The organism is Gemmatimonadaceae bacterium, assembly GCA_036273715.1.
Lineage (GTDB): Bacteria > Gemmatimonadota > Gemmatimonadetes > Gemmatimonadales > Gemmatimonadaceae > JADGGM01.
Genome location: DASUHB010000020.1, coordinates 1 through 15,632, shown reverse-complemented (window position 1 = coordinate 15,632; position 15,632 = coordinate 1). Strand labels below are relative to the sequence as shown.

Below are 15,632 nucleotides of genomic sequence, written 5' to 3'. Positions count from 1 at the left end.
GGTGGCGATGGAAGCCGCGGCCGCCGGCGTGCCGGTGACGTGGAGCGAGATCGTCGGCCTGGTGCCCGAACGGGTGCTGCTCGACGCCGCGGTTCGCCACCTGCGGCTGGCGGCGTTTTCGCCGGAGCAGCTGGTCGAGCGCCGCGTGCGCGCCGCGCACGGTGCCGCGGCACACGCGGCCGAGCCTAACGGAGATCTCGTGAGCGCCGTGGCCGCGCCCACGCCCACGCCCGGCGGCGGAAGCGCCGCGGCCTACACGGGCGCGCTCGCCGCCGCGCTCGCCCAGATGGTCGCTGGCCTAACGGTCGGCCGGAAGAAATTCGCCGACGTCGACGGGGCGATGCGCGATGCCGGGTCGCGGGCCGCGGCGCTGGTGACCCGGCTCCGCGAGCTCGTCGCGCTCGACGCCCAGTCGTACGCGGCCGTCTCCGCGGCCTACAAGCTCCCCAAGGACACGCCCGAGCAGCGCGCCCAACGCGACGCCGCGATCACCGCCGCACTCATCGGCGCGAGCGAAGTTCCGCTCGAGACCGCGCGCGCATGCGCCGGCGTCGCCGCGCTCGCGGAGCTCGTCGCGACCAAGGGCAATCCGAGCGCCGTCTCCGACGCCGGGGTGTCGGCGCTCCTCGCCGACGCCGCGTGCCGCGGCGCCGCCTACAACGTGCGCATCAACGTCGCGTCGCTCGCAGACCCGACGAAAGGCCACGCGCTGATCGAGGCGGTGAGCGAATTCGTTCGCGAGGCGTCCGCTGCCGCCGCATGCGTCACGACCGAGGTCGAGCGGCACATTTAGGCGCCGCGCCGGACTCGGGAACCGCGTCCGACGTGATGATCGCCCCGGAACAAGGCCATGAGCGTCGAGCAATCTCCTGCGTGACACCCGCGTGGACGCGACGGTGACGGTTTGGGGACGATGCGGCAATACAGTGCGCAGGCACACCCCCCACTCCGATCTCGAGGGATGCTCAAATGCGCACCAGATTCAGAGGACGCCCGGCAACGCTCGCCGCGGCGTTCGGAGCCGCCGTCCTGGCCTCCTGTACGTCCGACGCCCCGACGCGCGCGATCGAGCGTCGCGTCACCGATGCCACCGCCTCGCCGGTGTCCGGCATGGTCGACATCTGCCAGCACGCTGCATCGGGCGCCATGATCATCCGCGTCGCCGCGGCGGCGCTTCCAGCGCACCTGGCCCACGGCGACTACCTCACCACCCTTTCCGTTAGCCACGATCCCGCCGCGCCGATCGACGGCGCACACTTCGACCGCATCGGAGACGCGCTCGCCGCCGCGCGCGCGGGACGGCTGAACCGGGGCGAGCTCGTGTCGGCCGACTGCCGCATCACGATCGACGTCGCACCCGGTATCGTGCGTGGCACGGCCAACCAGACGACCGACCCGTCCCTCGAGCACTTCCCGCTGATCGTCGACGTTCCGGACATCTCGCTCCAGGGAGCGCTCCAGATGCGCGTGGACGACGACGGCCGCGCGACCGGCGATGGCTTGGGCGACGCGGCCACGACCGTCACACCCGCCGATCCGCTGCCGATCGTGAACGGCGTTTCCACGCCGATCATCATTGCGAACGGCCATCCCGGCGCCTCCGCCGCCAACGGCCTGACGGTGGCGGGCTTCGTCTTCCAGTCCGGACACGCCGCCGACGCGGACGCCGGAGGTCAGGGGCTGTTGGCCATTCGCGTCGCCGGGCTCACGATACGCGGAAATCGATTCGAGGGTGGATTCACCGAGGCCATGGACCTCCGCGCCAGCAGCGGCGACGTCCTCACGAATCATCTGTCCGGCGACGGCGGTACCTGCGACATCTGCCTGGCCGGCCCCGGCAGCTACCGAGCCGAGGGCAACCGGATCCTGGCCGGCGGCATTGAAGGCATTCTCGACTTCGCGACGGTGAACCTGCCCCTGCCCGACGTCGTCGAGCCGTTCGTGCTTCCGGCCTCGGCCGAAACCTGGGCCGACGTCAGCAACAACGAGGTCCGCGACCACCAGCGCCTCCCGGTCGGCGCGGGCATCAGGGTCGGTATGATCGGCACATCGGCGCCCAACGTGCACGGCATCGTGCACACGATGTTCCGAAACAATCTGGTGTCGAACAATCGCTTCGGCATGATCGTCGACGCGGGCTTCCCGGTGGCCGGCACGGACCTCGCGGGCGACGCGGATCTGACCTTCCACGGCAACATCATCGAACAGAGCTGCCAGGCTCCTCTGCTCGTCTCACTATCGCGGCACACGACGGCACTGGGCCTGGCCAACGCGCCCTACCTGATGAATTCGACCTTCCAGCTGTCCTTGAACGGCGACCTGAACTGGGCGGATGTGTGGTTCAGCCATCCCGCGGGGTTCGGGAACACGCTCATCGTGGACGGCGTGTCGATCCCCAACGGATCGAGGCAGTTCTACGATGCCACGAAGGTCTGTTCCTGAAGTCTAGCGAGATCGAGGGTGCCAGTCCGGCATCTACGCTCATGAAGACACGGATAGAGCACGGACACGTTGTGTCCGTGCTCTATCCGTGTCTAGATGAGCGTAGATGCCAGCAACTCGCGCTACCTGAACTCAGACCCGGTCCACCACTGCCTCGTGGCCCGTTAGGCCGATCGCCGCGTCAACACCCGCGGCCCCTGATCCGTGATCGCCACCGTGTGCTCGAAGTGCGCCGAACGCGATCCGTCCGCCGTCACGATCGTCCACCGATCCGGCATCGTCCGCGTCCTGGGCGTCCCCGCGTTCACCATCGGCTCGATCGCAATCGTCAGACCGGGCGAAAGCTTGAGCAGCCGCTTCGGCTTCCCGTAGTTCGGCACCTGCGGCTCCTCGTGGAACTCGGTGCCGATCCCGTGCCCAACGAGCTCACGCACCACGCTGAAGCCCGCCCCTTCCACCACGTCCTGGATCGCCGCACCGATGTCGCCGATGTGGTTGCCGAGAGTCGCCGCGGCGATCCCTGCTTCGAGCGCTTCCACCGTTACTGCCAGCAGCCGCTTCGACTCGTCGTCGGTCTCGCCGACGGCTACCGTCGCCGCGGAGTCGGTGAAAAAACCCTTGTACCCCACACCGACGTCGATCGAAACGAGGTCGCCCTCGCGCAGCACCCGCTTGCGCGAGGGGATGCCATGCACGATCTCCTCGTTGATCGACGTGCAGATGGAGCCCGGGAACCCGTACAATCCCTTGAACGCCGGCACCGCGTTGTCGTGGGAGCGGATGAACAGCTCGGCTAACGTATCGAGGTCGAGCGTCGATATCCCCGGCGCCACCCGCTCGGACAACATCGCCACCGTGTCCGCGAGAATCTTGCCGCCCTCGGCCATCACCTCGATTTCTCGCGGCGACTTGAGCTGAATCATTTCCCTAACGCTGTCATCACCCGCGCGGTCACGTCATCCATCGCGCCGATCGCGTCCACGGTCACGACGCGCGCCGCGCTCTGTCCGCGCAGCGCCGCGTCTCGCGCGCGGGCGCGATACCACTCGATGACCGGGGCCGTCTGATCGCGGTACGCGCGCATGCGCGTGCGAATGGCGTCCGGCTCATCATCTTTACGGCGCACGAGTGTGCCGCCGCACTTGTCACAGGTGCTTCCCGGCGCGCGGCCCGTGTAGGGCGTCTGACAGCGCTCGCACACCGTTCGCGTGCTCAACCGGCGAACCAACTCTTCTTCGTCGACGTCGAACAGGAGCACGATGTCGAGCTTGCGCCCGAGCTCCGCCAGCACGCGCGCCAGTCCTTCGGCCTGCGGCACCGTGCGCACGACGCCGTCGAGCACCACGCCGCGCCCGGCCTCCGGCTTGCCCAGCGCCTCTTTCATGATGCCGAGGATAACGGAGTCGGGGACGAGATCCCCCTTGTCCATGTACCGCTTGGCTTCGAGCCCCTGCGTCGTCCCCTGCCTAACGGCGTCCCGCAGCACGTCGCCGGTGGCCAACTTGGGGATGTCGAGCTCGCGCGCGATACGCTCGCCCTGCGTGCCCTTGCCGGCGCCGGGAGGGCCGAGCAACACGATGTTCATGTGTCCATCCGCTCCCAGTCGCCGAAGAAAAAGTGCGCGCTCAGTACGTCGTCGCCCGACCGCGGAATCGCACGCGGCCCTTCTTCATGAAGCCGTCGTACTTGCGCAGATACAGGTGCTGCTGCAGTTGCGCGAGCGTATCCAGTCCGACGCCGACCACGATCAAGAGCGACGTGCCGCCGAAGCGGAACGGAACGTTGATGATGTCCGCGATCCAGATCGGAAGCAACGCAATCAGCGTGAGAAACAGCGCGCCCGGGAACGTGATGCGCGACATGACCTTCTCGATGTACTCCGCCGTCTTCGCCCCCGGCTTGACGCCCGGGATGAAGCCGCCCTGTTTCTTCAGGTTTTCGGCGATGTCAACCGGATTGAAGATGATCGCCGTATAGAAGTACGTGAAGAAGAGGATCAGGATGGCCATCAGCACGTAGTATTCCCACGTGCCGGGATTGAGAATCTCCGCCATCTGCTGCGCCCACGGCGCTCTGCTGCCGAACTGCGCCAACGTACCCGGCACCACGATCACCGTCTGCGCGAAGATGATCGGCATCACGTTGGCCGCGTTCATGCGCAACGGGATGAAGTTCTTGGACGACTCGCGCTGGCGGCCTCGCGCCACCGACCGCTGCGGGATCTGAATCGGCACGCGACGCGCCGCGACGGTGATCGCGACCGTGCCCGCGACCACGCCCACCATCACGAGTCCAAGGATCACGAGCTTGAATGGCGACAGGGCGCCCGTGGACAGGAAGCCGAATGTCTGCACGATGGCCGGCCAGAACCGCTCGATGATCGAGAAGAAGATCAGCAGCGACGCGCCGTTGCCGACGCCGCGCTCGGTGATCTGCTCGCCTAACCACATGACGAAGATCGCGCCGGCGGTGAGGAACAGCGTCATCTGGATGCGGAACGCCATGCCCGGATGCGCCACCGCGCCCTGCAGCGACTCGGTGAACAGCGCGTAGCCCCACGCCTGCATCACCGAGATGCCGACCGTCATGTAACGCGTCCACTGCTCGACTTTCTTCCGCCCCTGTTCCTCGCGCTGCAGCTTCTCGACGTTGGGCATGACCGCAGCGAGAATCTGGAACACGATGCTCGCCGAGATGTACGGGATGATGCCTAACGCAAACAGCGTGGCGCGCGACAGGCCGCCGCCCACGAACAGGTCGTACAGGCCGAGGAGCCCGCCCGCCTGCTGGCTCTTGAAGAAGTCGATCAGCGCCTGCGTGTCGATGCCCGGCGCCGTGATGTGCGAGCCGACGCGAAAGATGATCAACGCCAGCAGCGTGAAGCCGATACGCGACTTCAGTTCGGGCGTCTTGAAGATGCTGTTGACGAGCTGGGCCGCCGCGTTCTCCTGCGCCATGTCAGTCCTCGACGCGGCCTCCGGCCGCGACAATACGCTCACGCACCGCCGCGCTCACCCGGATGCCGCGGACCGTCACGGCGCGCGTCAACGCGCCGTTGGCCAGCAGCTTGGCCGGTCCCTTCCCCTTCCGGATCAGTCCCGCCTCGATGAGGACGTCGGCCGTGATGTCGTCCTTCGACTCCAAATCATTGATGTCACTCAGGTGCACGACCTGCGACTCCACCCGGAATGGATTGGTGAAGCCGCGCTTGGGCAGCCGGCGCGTCAACGGCATCTGGCCGCCCTCGAAATGCGGCTTGTTGCCGCCGGGACCGTGATGTCCCGCGCGTGCCTTGATGCCCTTGTGGCCTTTGCCCGACGTCTTGCCCGTGCCTGAACCCGGACCTCGGCCTAACCGCTTCCGGTTGCGATGCGAACCCGGCGCCGGCACCAGATTGTGCAGGCCGATGTGCTCGGGCATCTCGCGCTGTTCTTTGGCCACTGTCGTCACTCCTCCACCGGCGTCACCGTCACCAGGTGACGCACGTGCTTGATCTGCCCTCGCAGCGACGGCGAATCCTGCCGCACCACTTCATCCTGATGGTGGCGCAGGCCGATCGACTCCAGCGTCCGCCGCATTTCGGCCGGATGCCCGATGCCGCTGCGCACCTGCTTGATCCGCACCTTGCCCGTGGTCAACGCTTCAGGCGCAGTCCGCTTGGGACCGCGTGTCCGATGCCACACGAATGTGCGCGGCATTAGACGGTCTCCTTCGACTTGGCGCGAGAGCGATACGGCAAGCTCGACGCCTCGACTTCCCGTTCGCGCGCGATCTGTTCCACGGTCGTCAACAACCCCAGTCCGTGCATCGCCGCGCGCACCATGTTGTGCGGATTCGTCGAGCCCAGACTCTTGGTGAGAATGTCGGCGACACCGGCGCACTCCAGCACGGCGCGCACCGCACCGCCCGCGATAACGCCCGCGCCCGGCGCAGCCGGTTTCATGAGCACGCGACCAGCTCCGTGCTCACCGACCACTTCGTGCGGAATCGTACCGCCGGTGAGCGGCACGTGCACCAGCCGGCGACGCGCGGCGTCCACCGCCTTGCGCACCGCTTCCGATACCTCGTTCGCCTTCCCGGTCGCGACGCCAACGCGGCCCTGTCCGTCGCCGACGGCAACCAGCGCGTTGAAGCTGAAGCGCCGGCCGCCCTTCACCACTTTGGCGACGCGATTGATCGCGATCACGTTCTCGACGAGATCACTGCCTTCGTGATCGCGCTCGCCGCCGCCGCTGCGAGCACCATCGCCGCCGCGACCGCGACCGCGGTCGCCACCCTCGCCGCCGCGATTGCCGCCGCCCGGTCCGCGACCAGGGCCGCCACCAGGCCCGCCACGACCGCGACCGGGACCGCCGCGTCCACCGCGACCACCGCGTCCGCCACCGCCGCCGCCGCCACCACCGCGACGCGGTGCAGGAGCGCCTTCTCCAGCGCCCGTTCCTGTTCCCGTTGCCGGGCGACCGCTCTGATTATCTGCCATTTTTCAAAACTCCAGACCGCCCTCGCGGGCGCCGTCGGCTACCGCTTTCACGCGGCCGTGGTACTTGTACCCCGCACGATCGAACACGACGCGACTGATTCCTGCTTCCTTAGCACGCTCGGCCACTGCTTTACCAACAGCCGTCGAACGCTCCTGCTTTTTGCCATCGCCAACCGTGAGATCGGACACCGTGAGCAGCGTGCGGTTCGCCATGTCGTCGACGATTTGCGCGTAGATGTGCTTGAGCGTGCGACGAACCACGAGACGCGGTCGCTCCGGGGTCCCTTCGACGCGCTTGCGCACGCGAAGATGACGGCGATGGAGACGCTCGGCGCGCGTCTTCGGCTTGTGAGTCGATTTCATTGTTTACTTGCCTCCAGCCTTACCGGCCTTCCGCCGGATCTGCTCGCCCGCGTACTTGATGCCTTTCCCTTTGTAGGGCTCGGGTGGACGCAGGCCTCGAAGCTCGGCCGCGACCTGTCCCACCATTTCCTTGTCCGCGCCTTCGATGGTGATCTGCGTGGGCTGCGGCGCCGCGAGCTTGATGCCCTTGGGCGCGCGGTATTCGATCGGGTGCGAGAAGCCGAGCGCGAGCTGCAGGCCGTAGGGACGCGTTTCCGCCTTGTACCCGACGCCCACGATCTCGAGCTGCTTCTGGAATCCTTTCGTCACGCCTTCCACCATGTTCGACACGAGCGTACGCGTGAGCCCGTGCAGCGCCTTGTGCTCGGCCTGGTCGTCGGGACGGCTGACGACCACGGTGCCGTTGTCCAGCGCCACGCCTAACGCCGGATGCAGGCGCCGCTCGAGCTCGCCGCGCGGGCCTTTCACTTTGATCGTCTGCCCATCGATCGTGGCCGTGACGTTCTTCGGCAGCACGACGGGCTTCTTCCCGATTCTCGACATGTAGAGACGCTCCCCTTTACCACACGACCGCGAGGATCTCGCCGCCGGTGTGCGCCGCCCGCGCCTGCCGATCCGTCATCAGCCCCTTCGAGGTGCTGAGGATCGCCATGCCGAGCCCGTTGCGCACACGGGGAATCTCGCTCACGCCCACGTACTTGCGGAGCCCGGGCGTGGACACGCGCCGGACTTCGCGGATCACCGGCTGATCGCCCTGCGCGTAGCGCAGGTACAGCCGCAGAATTTTCCGCCCCGCATCCGTCTCGAGCGTTTTCACATCCCGAATGTAGTTGTTCTCGAGGAGGATGCGCGCGAGATCGGCTTTCAGCTTCGATGCCGGAATGTCCACGCGCCGGTGCTTCGATCCGCAGGCATTGCGGATGCGCGTCAACATGTCGGCAATAGGATCGGTCATGCTCATGGCTTGGGCCTGGTTTCGTGTCAGGACAACGTGGCGATGCTACCAGCTCGACTTCCGGACGCCGGGAATCATTCCGTTCAACGACAAGTCGCGGAAGCAGATCCGGCACAATCCGAACTTCCGCAGGAATGCGCGCGAGCGGCCGCAACGCTGGCAGCGGTTGTGCTGCCGCACGGCGAACTTCGGCTTGCGCTTGCTCTTTTCGACCATGGCCTTACGAGCCATCACACTCTCCCGTGCGATCCTGACATTTGATGTTGTGGCGTTCCCGATGTCCCAATGCCCGACCCCTCGTCGTTAGGCGCTCACGACGATGGGCTTCTCTTCGCCGCGGAACGGCATCCCCAGCTCGCGGAGCAGCGCCAACGCCTGGTCGTCCTTCGGCGTGCTGGTCACGAACGTGAGGTCGAGGCCGTGCACCTGGTCGACCTGATCGTAGTTGATCTCCGGAAAGATCACCTGCTCCTTGAGGCCGATCGAATAGTTGCCGCGTCCGTCGAACGAGCGTGTGCCTAACCCGCGGAAGTCGCGGATGCGCGGGATCGCGACGGCGATGAACCGGTCGAGAAACTCCCACATCCGCGCGCCGCGCAGCGTGACGCTGGCGCCGATTTCCTGGCCCTGCCTCAAGCCGAAGTTCGAGATCGATTTCTTGGCCCGCGTGCGCACCGGCCGCTGGCCGCTGATCAACTCGAGCTCCTGCACGACGCTGTCGAGCAGCTTGGGCTGCTTGATCGCTTCGCCGACGCCGCAGTTGATCACGATCTTGGTCAGCTTCGGGATCTCGTGGGCGTTCGACAGGCTGAACTGCTGCTTGAGCTTGTCGCGCACCGTGCGCTCATAGTAGCCCTTGAGGCGCGGCGCCGGCGCTGGCGTGCCTGCGCCCGCGTGCGCTTTCCCCGTGCCGCCCTGCGCCTGGCCTGCGCCGCCCTTCTTCTTGCCCTCTTTTTTTTCTTTCGTCGCCATAATTCCGGTCCTCAGCGCTTGCGCGACACGACGCGCGGAATCGCATCGCCGCTCTTCGCGCTCACGCGTTCCTTCGTGCCGTCATCATCGATCCGTGCGTGCACGCGCGTCGGCGTGCCGCCTTTCGGATCGAGCAGCATCACGTTCGAATGATGGATGGCCGCCGGGAAATCGATGATCCCGCTCTGTTCCTCGGCCGTGCGCGCCTTGCGATGGCGCTTCACGATGTTCACGCCTTCCACCACGACCCGGCCCGTCTTCAGGTTAACGCGCAGGATCTTGCCTTCTTTCCCTTTGTCGTCGCCGCGCAGCACGCGCACCGTGTCGCCCTTGCCCACGGGCAGCGTGACGCGCTCGACGTTCTTCGCGTGGCGGGCGCGGTTGCGCGCGGTGGCGCGCTTCGTCGCCCGATACGTCAACTTGCGCATGTCAGAGCACCTCCGGCGCGAGCGATACGATCTTCATGAAGCGTTTCTCGCGCAGCTCGCGGGCGACGGGCCCGAAGATGCGCGTGGCCCGCGGCTCGCCGGCCTCGTTGATGATCACGACGGCGTTCTCGTCGAAGCGGATGTAGCTCCCGTCCTTGCGGCGCGTTTCCTTGACCGTGCGCACGACGACGGCGCGGGCGACATCGGACTTCTTCACCGTGCCGTTCGGCAGCGCATCCTTCACGGCCACGATCACCGTGTCGCCCAGCCCGGCGTAGCGCCGCTTGGTGCCGCCCAGGACGCGGATGACGAGCGCGCGTTTGGCGCCCGAGTTGTCCGCGACCTTGACGATGGATTCCTGCTGAATCATGGCTGGTCTCCGTTAGCGCGCGCGTTCGACGATCTCGACCACGCGCCACCGCTTGTCCTTCGACAGCGGCCGGGTCTCCATGATGCGCACGCGATCCCCCGTCTTGGCGGCGTTGTCCTCGCTGTGCGCTTTCACGCGCTTGGTGCGCGTGACCATTTTGCCGTACAACGGGTGCGGGAAGCGACGTTCGATCGCCACCACCACCGTTTTCTGCATCTTGTCGCTCACCACGATGCCAACCCGCGTCTTGCGCGAGCCGCGCGCCGCCTGGTGGTCCGTTCTCACGATGTCGGCCATCTGTCCTCTCTATGCCTAACTGGCCTAACGGGCGGAGCGCGGGGCGGCGGACGCCGACTGCGCCAGCTGCCGCTCACGAAGAATCGTCTTCATGCGCGCAATTTCCTTGCGGATCACGCGGAACCTGAGCGGATCCTCGAGCGCTTCCGTCGCGCTCCGAAAGCGCAGCCGGAACCGCTCCTCTTCCATTTCCGCGAGCCGCGTCCTGAGCTCGTCGTCCGACAGCTCCCGAATCTCCTCAGCCCGCATCGGTGTGCGCCTCCTCGCGGACCACGAACTTCGATTTCACGCCGAGCTTCGCCGCCGCGAGCCCCATCGCCTTCTCGCCCGTTTTCCGGTCGACGCCTTCCAGCTCGAACATCACCCGGCCGGGCTTCACCACCGCCACCCATCCCTCCGGCGATCCCTTGCCCTTCCCCATCCGGGTCTCGGCCGGCTTCTTGGTGATCGGTTTGTCCGGGAAAATCCGGATCCACACCTTGCCGCCCCGCTTGATGTGGCGCGTGAGCGCCACGCGGGCCGCTTCGATCTGCCGGTTGGTCACCCAGCCCGGCTCCAACGCCTGCAGCCCGTAGTGGCCGAACGCTACGGTGGATCCGCGCTTGGCCAGACCCTTGGTGCGGCCCTTGAACATCTTCCGGAACTTGACGCGCTTGGGACTCAGCATCGCTCGCTCTCCTTCGCCTTACGAGCCGGTGGAGTAGGTGCTTCCGCGACGGGCCGCCGTCGGCTCCTCGCCGTGGAAGATCCACACCTTCACGCCGATCGTCCCGAACGTCGTCTTGGCCGTCGACGTCGCGTAGTCGATCTTGGCGCGCAGGGTGTGCAGCGGGACGCGCCCTTCGTGATAGCCCTCCACGCGCGCGATCTCCGCTCCGCCTAACCGCCCGCCGCACTTGATCTTGATGCCCTGCGCCCCCATGCGCATGGCGCTCTGCACCGCCCGCTTCATCGCGCGGCGGAACGAGATGCGCTGCGCCAGCTGGTGCGCGATCTGGTCGGCCACGAGCTGCGAATCGAGCTCCGGCCGCTTGATCTCTTCGACGTTGATGCCCACTTCCTTGCCCGTGAGCTGCGCCAGCTCATCGCGCAGCTTGTCGACCTCGGCGCCCTTCTTTCCGATCACGACGCCCGGACGGCCGGTGTGCACCGTCACCACGACCTTGCCCGGCTTGCGATCGATCGTGATCTGCGAGATGGCCGCGTGGCCCAACCGCGCCTTGAGATACTTCCTGAGCAGCTCGTCTTCCTTGAGCAGCGCCGGGAAGTTGCGGTCCGCGTACCACCGCGAACGGTGGTCGTGCGTCACGCCTAACCGAAACCCGATCGGATTGGTCTTCTGTCCCATTAGCGTGCATCCTCGTCCGAGACCACGATCTCCACGTGGCTCGTGCGCTTGAGAATCGGCGTGCCCCGCCCCTGCGCGGCCGGCATGAACCGCTTGAGCTTGGGGCCCTCGTTGACCACCGCGTGCTCCACGACCAACTGGTCCGTATCGAGCGACTCGTTGTGCTCGCGCGCGTGCTGCTCCGCGTTGGCGATCGCCGACTTGAGGACCTTCTCGATCTGTTTGGCGGCGTGCTTCTTCGAGAACGTGAGCAGCGCGAGCGCCTCGTTCACGTTCTTGCCGCGGATCTGATCGATCACCAGCCGCATCTTGTACGGCGACTGGCGCGTGGTTCGCTGAATGGCTCGCACTCGCGCCATCGCTACTTCCCTCCCCTCGGCGCCGGCGCGCCGCCGGACGGCGCGGCGGGCGCGCTGCCCGAGGCCGGCGCGCCCGCGGGAGCCGCCTTCTTGTCGGCCGCCTTCACGCCCGAGTGTCCGCGGAAGAGCCGCGTCGGCGCGAATTCGCCTAACTTGTGGCCCACCATGTTCTCGGTGACGTACACCGGGATGAACTTGTTCCCATTGTGCACCGCGAACGTGTGCCCGACGAAGTCCGGCGTCACCGTGCTCGCGCGCGACCACGTCTTCACCACGCGCTTCTCGCTGCGCTGGTTCATGCCGCGCACTTTCTTCATGAGCGCCGGCTGCACGAACGGACCTTTCTTGACTGAACGACCCATGGCTTAGTCTCGCCGGTAAACGGGACGCGCGCGCATGTGAACGCTTCCCTGTTTCATTGTGTGGCCTTCCCGCGCTTGCGACCGCGGACGATCAATCGCTGCGACGACTTCTTGACGTTGCGCGTCTTCACGCCCTCCTTCTTGCCCCACGGGCTCACCACGTTCCGCCCGCCGCGCGTGCGGCCGCCGTGCGGGTGGTCCACCGGGTTCATCACTTCGCCGCGCACCTTGGGCCGCCGTCCGCGCCACCGCGTCGATCCCGCTTTGCCCCACGACTGCAGCTCGTGCTCGGCGTTGCCGACTTCACCGATCGTCGCCAGGCAGTTGCCGTGCACCAGCCGCACTTCGGTGGACGCCAGGCGCAGCGTGACGTAGTCGCCTTCCTTGGCCACCACCTGCGCCGACATGCCGGCCGACCGCGCGAGCTGGCCGCCCTTGCCGATCTTGAGCTCTACGTTGTGCACCGCGGTGCCTAACGGAATCTCCTTGAGCGGCAGCGCGTTGCCCAACCGGATGTCCGAGCCCGGCCCCGACACGATCGCGTCGCCCACCGCCAGCCCCTTCGGATGCAGCACGTAGCGCTTCTCGCCGTCCGCGTACTCGACCAGCGCGATGCGCGCCGAGCGATTCGGGTCGTACTCGATGTGCCGCACCGTCGCCGTCACGCCGAATTTGTCGCGGCGGAAATCCACGATCCGGTACTTCCGCTTGTGCCCGCCGCCCCGCCGGCGCATCGCGATGTGCCCGTGGTTGTCGCGGCCGCCCGACTTCTTGAGCGGCTCGAGCAGCGACTTCTCGGGCTCGGTGCGCGTGATCTCGGCGAAATCGGAGACCGAGCGGAACCGCGTGCCCTTCGTGATCGGACGGAACTGTCGAATGCCCATGTCGGTCAGCCCTCGAAGATCTGCTCGATCGTCTCGCCCTCGCGGAGCGTCACGATCGCTTTCTTCCAATGGTTGCGGCGGCCCACGGACTTGCCTACCCGGCGCGTCTTCCCGCGCTGGTTGGACGTCCACACGCCGGTGACGTGCACGCCGAACAACGACTCCACTGCCTGCCTAACGAGGCTCTTGGTGGCGTCGGGATGCACCTGGAACGTGTATTCGCCGCGCGACTGGAACGCCGCCGAGCTCTTCTCGGTGACGACCGGTCGCACGATGATTTCATGCAGCGTCGGCATGGCTTACTTCCCCCGCTTCTTCGGCTTGCCGCTCGTCTTCTTGGCGGCGGTTTTCTTGGACGCCGACTTGGCGCGCGCCGTGGTCGTCTTCTTTTTCTTGGCCGGCGCGGCTGCGTGCTTGGCCGCGGTCTTCTTGGATGCCGCCTTGCGCGCGGTCTTCTTTTGCTTGGCCGCTTTGGCCGGCTTCTCGCGCTTCGGCGCGCGCTCCGGCTCCGTGTCCGCCACCGGCGGCAGATCGTGTCCGATCGCGCCGCCTTCCACGAGCACGGCATCGGACCACAACACGTGGTAGGCCGAGACGTCGGAGTACGGCATCACCTGCACCCCCGTAAGATTGCGACCCGAGAGATACACGTGCTCGTTCACTCCGTTGGTCAGAATCAGGACCTTCCGGCCCTCGAGGCCTAACCGGGCGACCAACGCCGCCAGGCGCGCCGTCTTCGGGGCGTCGTAGGCGAAGCGGTCGATCACCATCACCGCGCCCTCGCGCGCCCGCGCGTTGAACGCGCTCTTGCGCGCCAGCGCCCGCACCTGCCGCGGCACGAACTGCGCGTAGCTGCGCGGAATCGGACCGAACACCGTGCCCCCGCCCACCCAGTGCGGCGCGCGAATCGAGCCTTGCCGCGCGCGCCCCGTGCCCTTCTGCCGCCACGGCTTCTGATTGCCGCCCGCGACGAAGCCGCGCGTCTTGGTCTGAGCGTTGCCCTGCCGCTGATTCGCCAGGTACGCCTTCACGGCCTGGTGCATCACCGGCATGTTGATCGTGCCGTCGAACACCGCCTCCGGCAGCGCCACGTGATCGCGCGCCGTCCCGTTTGCCGTGTACGCGGCCGCCTCGAATGTCTGCGTCGTGTCCGCCATGGATCAGCCCTGCTTGCGCACAAGCACGATCCCGTTCCGGGGACCGGCCACCGCGCCGCGTACGTAAATGAGATTGCGTTCGGCGTCGATCTTCTCGACGCGCAGGTGCGTCTGCGTGTGGCGCTCGGCGCCGTAGTGTCCCGGCATCTTCTTGCCCTTGATCACGCGCGACGGATCCGTGCCCGGTCCGATCGAACCCGGCCGCCGATGTTTCGTGTTGCCGTGCGTGTTCGGTCCGCCGCCAAAGCCGTGGCGCTTCACCACGCCCTGGAATCCGCGTCCCTTCGTGGTCCCGGTGACCTTCACGCGGTCGCCCGGCGCGAAAATGTCGACCTTGATCACATCGCCTAACGCGTAGGTCGGAATCTCCTGCGTCTTCGCGCTGCCCGGCCCGTCGTCCAGCCGGAACGAACGCAGCACCCGCGGCGCGGCGTCGAGTCCGGCGCGCGTCGCATGTCCTATCGCCGCCTTGGTCGCGCGGCGTCCACGCGGCGTCCGCTCCTTGGCCTTGGACGGGCGCGTCACACGCTGCTTGCCGTAGCCGAGCTGCACCGACGCATAGCCGGCGGCGGCTTGGTCGACGACGTGCGTGACCGCATTCGGCTCCGCTTCGATCACGGTGCACGGCACCTGCTGTCCCGCCTCGTTGAAGATCTGGGTCATGCCCAGCTTCTTGCCGATGATTCCGATCATGGCTAACGCAATCCCCAGTAAGTGCTATTCGACCTTGATCTCGACGTCCACGCCCGCCGGCAGATCCAGCTTGGTCAGCGCATCCACCGTCTGCGCGCGCGAATCGAGGATGTCGATCACCCGCTTGTGCGTCTTGAGCTCGAACTGCTCCCGCGACTTCTTGTCGACGTGCGGCGACCGCAACACGGTCCATCGCTGCGTCTTGGTCGGGAGCGGAATCGGCCCCGACACCTGCGCGCCGGTTTTCTCCGCCGTGCGCACGATGTCCGCCGCCGCCTGATCGATCACCGCGTGATCGAATGCCTTGAGACGAATCCGAATTCTACCGGCCATGTGTTGCACCCACGCTCGCAGTTTGCCCGACGTCTATGCCTAACGAACTTACTTGATGATCTTGGTGACGACGCCGGCGCCGACCGTGCGCCCGCCTTCGCGAATGGCGAACCGCAGCCCCTCATCCATGGCGATCGGCGTGATCAGCGTGATCTCCATCTGGATGTTGTCCCCCGGCATCACCATCTC

General features: G+C 66.7%; 27 protein-coding genes and 1 pseudogene. 2 read left to right on the top strand and 26 right to left on the bottom strand.

What is annotated here, in order from left to right:
- The coding region (locus tag VFW04_03690; protein HEX5178406.1) for a cyclodeaminase/cyclohydrolase family protein at positions 1 to 793 on the top strand (793 nt) is incomplete at its 5' end.
- A 176-nt stretch (positions 794 to 969) separates the two neighbouring features.
- Complete coding sequence (locus tag VFW04_03685; GenBank protein ID HEX5178405.1) at positions 970 to 2,442, top strand: hypothetical protein; 1,473 nt, start codon at positions 970 to 972, stop codon at positions 2,440 to 2,442.
- A gap of 164 nt (positions 2,443 to 2,606) precedes the next feature.
- Here the strand turns inward: VFW04_03685 and map are convergent, their stop codons facing one another.
- From map to tuf, 26 genes and pseudogenes are all read right to left on the bottom strand, one after another.
- Positions 2,607 to 3,365, bottom strand: a complete 759-nt coding sequence (gene map / locus VFW04_03680) for a type I methionyl aminopeptidase (GenBank protein HEX5178404.1) — start codon at positions 3,363 to 3,365, stop codon at positions 2,607 to 2,609.
- Complete coding sequence (locus VFW04_03675) at positions 3,362 to 4,027, bottom strand: adenylate kinase (protein HEX5178403.1); 666 nt, start codon at positions 4,025 to 4,027, stop codon at positions 3,362 to 3,364. Before VFW04_03675 ends, map begins: the two co-directional genes overlap by 4 nt.
- A 40-nt stretch (positions 4,028 to 4,067) precedes the next feature.
- On the bottom strand, positions 4,068 to 5,399 hold the full coding sequence (gene secY, locus VFW04_03670; GenBank protein ID HEX5178402.1) for a preprotein translocase subunit SecY: 1,332 nt from the start codon (positions 5,397 to 5,399) through the stop codon (positions 4,068 to 4,070).
- A 1-nt stretch (position 5,400) separates the two neighbouring features.
- The gene (rplO, locus tag VFW04_03665; GenBank protein HEX5178401.1) at positions 5,401 to 5,883 is read right to left on the bottom strand and encodes a 50S ribosomal protein L15; all 483 of its coding nucleotides are present in this window, start codon (positions 5,881 to 5,883) and stop codon (positions 5,401 to 5,403) included.
- A gap of 5 nt (positions 5,884 to 5,888) precedes the next feature.
- Positions 5,889 to 6,140: a 50S ribosomal protein L30 gene (gene rpmD / locus VFW04_03660; protein ID HEX5178400.1), complete on the bottom strand. Its 252-nt coding sequence runs from the start codon at positions 6,138 to 6,140 to the stop codon at positions 5,889 to 5,891.
- A complete protein-coding gene (rpsE, locus tag VFW04_03655) occupies positions 6,140 to 6,628 on the bottom strand; it encodes a 30S ribosomal protein S5 (protein ID HEX5178399.1) in 489 nt (162 codons plus the stop codon). The genes rpmD and rpsE overlap by 1 nt, the downstream gene beginning before the upstream one ends.
- Entirely contained in the window at positions 6,625 to 6,843 is a 219-nt protein-coding gene (locus VFW04_03650) for a hypothetical protein (protein ID HEX5178398.1), read from the bottom strand. The genes rpsE and VFW04_03650 overlap by 4 nt, the downstream gene beginning before the upstream one ends.
- Before the next feature lie 82 nt (positions 6,844 to 6,925).
- A complete protein-coding gene (gene rplR / locus VFW04_03645; GenBank protein HEX5178397.1) occupies positions 6,926 to 7,285 on the bottom strand; it encodes a 50S ribosomal protein L18 in 360 nt (119 codons plus the stop codon).
- A gap of 3 nt (positions 7,286 to 7,288) precedes the next feature.
- Positions 7,289 to 7,828 carry a 50S ribosomal protein L6 gene (gene rplF / locus VFW04_03640; GenBank protein ID HEX5178396.1) on the bottom strand — a complete coding sequence of 180 codons (540 nt, stop codon included), beginning with the start codon at positions 7,826 to 7,828 and terminating at the stop codon, positions 7,289 to 7,291.
- Between the two features lie 16 nt (positions 7,829 to 7,844).
- Positions 7,845 to 8,246: a 30S ribosomal protein S8 gene (gene rpsH, locus VFW04_03635; GenBank protein ID HEX5178395.1), complete on the bottom strand. Its 402-nt coding sequence runs from the start codon at positions 8,244 to 8,246 to the stop codon at positions 7,845 to 7,847.
- Between the two features lie 39 nt (positions 8,247 to 8,285).
- A complete protein-coding gene (locus VFW04_03630; protein ID HEX5178394.1) occupies positions 8,286 to 8,471 on the bottom strand; it encodes a type Z 30S ribosomal protein S14 in 186 nt (61 codons plus the stop codon).
- A gap of 72 nt (positions 8,472 to 8,543) precedes the next feature.
- Entirely contained in the window at positions 8,544 to 9,212 is a 669-nt protein-coding gene (rplE, locus tag VFW04_03625) for a 50S ribosomal protein L5 (protein HEX5178393.1), read from the bottom strand.
- An 11-nt stretch (positions 9,213 to 9,223) separates the two neighbouring features.
- Positions 9,224 to 9,556, bottom strand: a complete 333-nt coding sequence (rplX, locus tag VFW04_03620) for a 50S ribosomal protein L24 (GenBank protein ID HEX5178392.1) — start codon at positions 9,554 to 9,556, stop codon at positions 9,224 to 9,226.
- Between the two features lie 85 nt (positions 9,557 to 9,641).
- Positions 9,642 to 10,010, bottom strand: a complete 369-nt coding sequence (gene rplN, locus VFW04_03615) for a 50S ribosomal protein L14 (protein ID HEX5178391.1) — start codon at positions 10,008 to 10,010, stop codon at positions 9,642 to 9,644.
- A 12-nt stretch (positions 10,011 to 10,022) separates the two neighbouring features.
- A complete protein-coding gene (rpsQ, locus tag VFW04_03610; GenBank protein HEX5178390.1) occupies positions 10,023 to 10,307 on the bottom strand; it encodes a 30S ribosomal protein S17 in 285 nt (94 codons plus the stop codon).
- Between the two features lie 24 nt (positions 10,308 to 10,331).
- Entirely contained in the window at positions 10,332 to 10,556 is a 225-nt protein-coding gene (rpmC, locus tag VFW04_03605) for a 50S ribosomal protein L29 (protein ID HEX5178389.1), read from the bottom strand.
- Positions 10,546 to 10,974 carry a 50S ribosomal protein L16 gene (gene rplP / locus VFW04_03600; protein ID HEX5178388.1) on the bottom strand — a complete coding sequence of 143 codons (429 nt, stop codon included), beginning with the start codon at positions 10,972 to 10,974 and terminating at the stop codon, positions 10,546 to 10,548. The genes rpmC and rplP overlap by 11 nt, the downstream gene beginning before the upstream one ends.
- An 18-nt stretch (positions 10,975 to 10,992) precedes the next feature.
- Positions 10,993 to 11,655 carry a 30S ribosomal protein S3 gene (gene rpsC, locus VFW04_03595; protein HEX5178387.1) on the bottom strand — a complete coding sequence of 221 codons (663 nt, stop codon included), beginning with the start codon at positions 11,653 to 11,655 and terminating at the stop codon, positions 10,993 to 10,995.
- Positions 11,655 to 12,014, bottom strand: a complete 360-nt coding sequence (gene rplV / locus VFW04_03590; protein ID HEX5178386.1) for a 50S ribosomal protein L22 — start codon at positions 12,012 to 12,014, stop codon at positions 11,655 to 11,657. Before rplV ends, rpsC begins: the two co-directional genes overlap by 1 nt.
- A gap of 86 nt (positions 12,015 to 12,100) precedes the next feature.
- Positions 12,101 to 12,376: pseudogene (rpsS, locus tag VFW04_03585) on the bottom strand (30S ribosomal protein S19).
- A 53-nt stretch (positions 12,377 to 12,429) separates the two neighbouring features.
- The gene (rplB, locus tag VFW04_03580; protein HEX5178385.1) at positions 12,430 to 13,260 is read right to left on the bottom strand and encodes a 50S ribosomal protein L2; all 831 of its coding nucleotides are present in this window, start codon (positions 13,258 to 13,260) and stop codon (positions 12,430 to 12,432) included.
- Positions 13,261 to 13,265: 5 nt separating this feature from the next.
- Positions 13,266 to 13,556 (bottom strand): 50S ribosomal protein L23, encoded by a 291-nt coding sequence (locus VFW04_03575; protein HEX5178384.1) that lies wholly within the window; start codon positions 13,554 to 13,556, stop codon positions 13,266 to 13,268.
- Positions 13,557 to 13,559: 3 nt separating this feature from the next.
- Positions 13,560 to 14,417, bottom strand: a complete 858-nt coding sequence (gene rplD / locus VFW04_03570; GenBank protein ID HEX5178383.1) for a 50S ribosomal protein L4 — start codon at positions 14,415 to 14,417, stop codon at positions 13,560 to 13,562.
- 3 nt (positions 14,418 to 14,420) lie between these two features.
- A complete protein-coding gene (rplC, locus tag VFW04_03565) occupies positions 14,421 to 15,110 on the bottom strand; it encodes a 50S ribosomal protein L3 (GenBank protein ID HEX5178382.1) in 690 nt (229 codons plus the stop codon).
- 24 nt (positions 15,111 to 15,134) lie between these two features.
- Positions 15,135 to 15,452, bottom strand: coding sequence for a 30S ribosomal protein S10 (gene rpsJ, locus VFW04_03560; GenBank protein ID HEX5178381.1), 318 nt, complete (start codon positions 15,450 to 15,452; stop codon positions 15,135 to 15,137).
- A gap of 39 nt (positions 15,453 to 15,491) precedes the next feature.
- Positions 15,492 to 15,632: elongation factor Tu (gene tuf, locus VFW04_03555; protein HEX5178380.1), on the bottom strand; the 141-nt coding region annotated here is incomplete at its 5' end.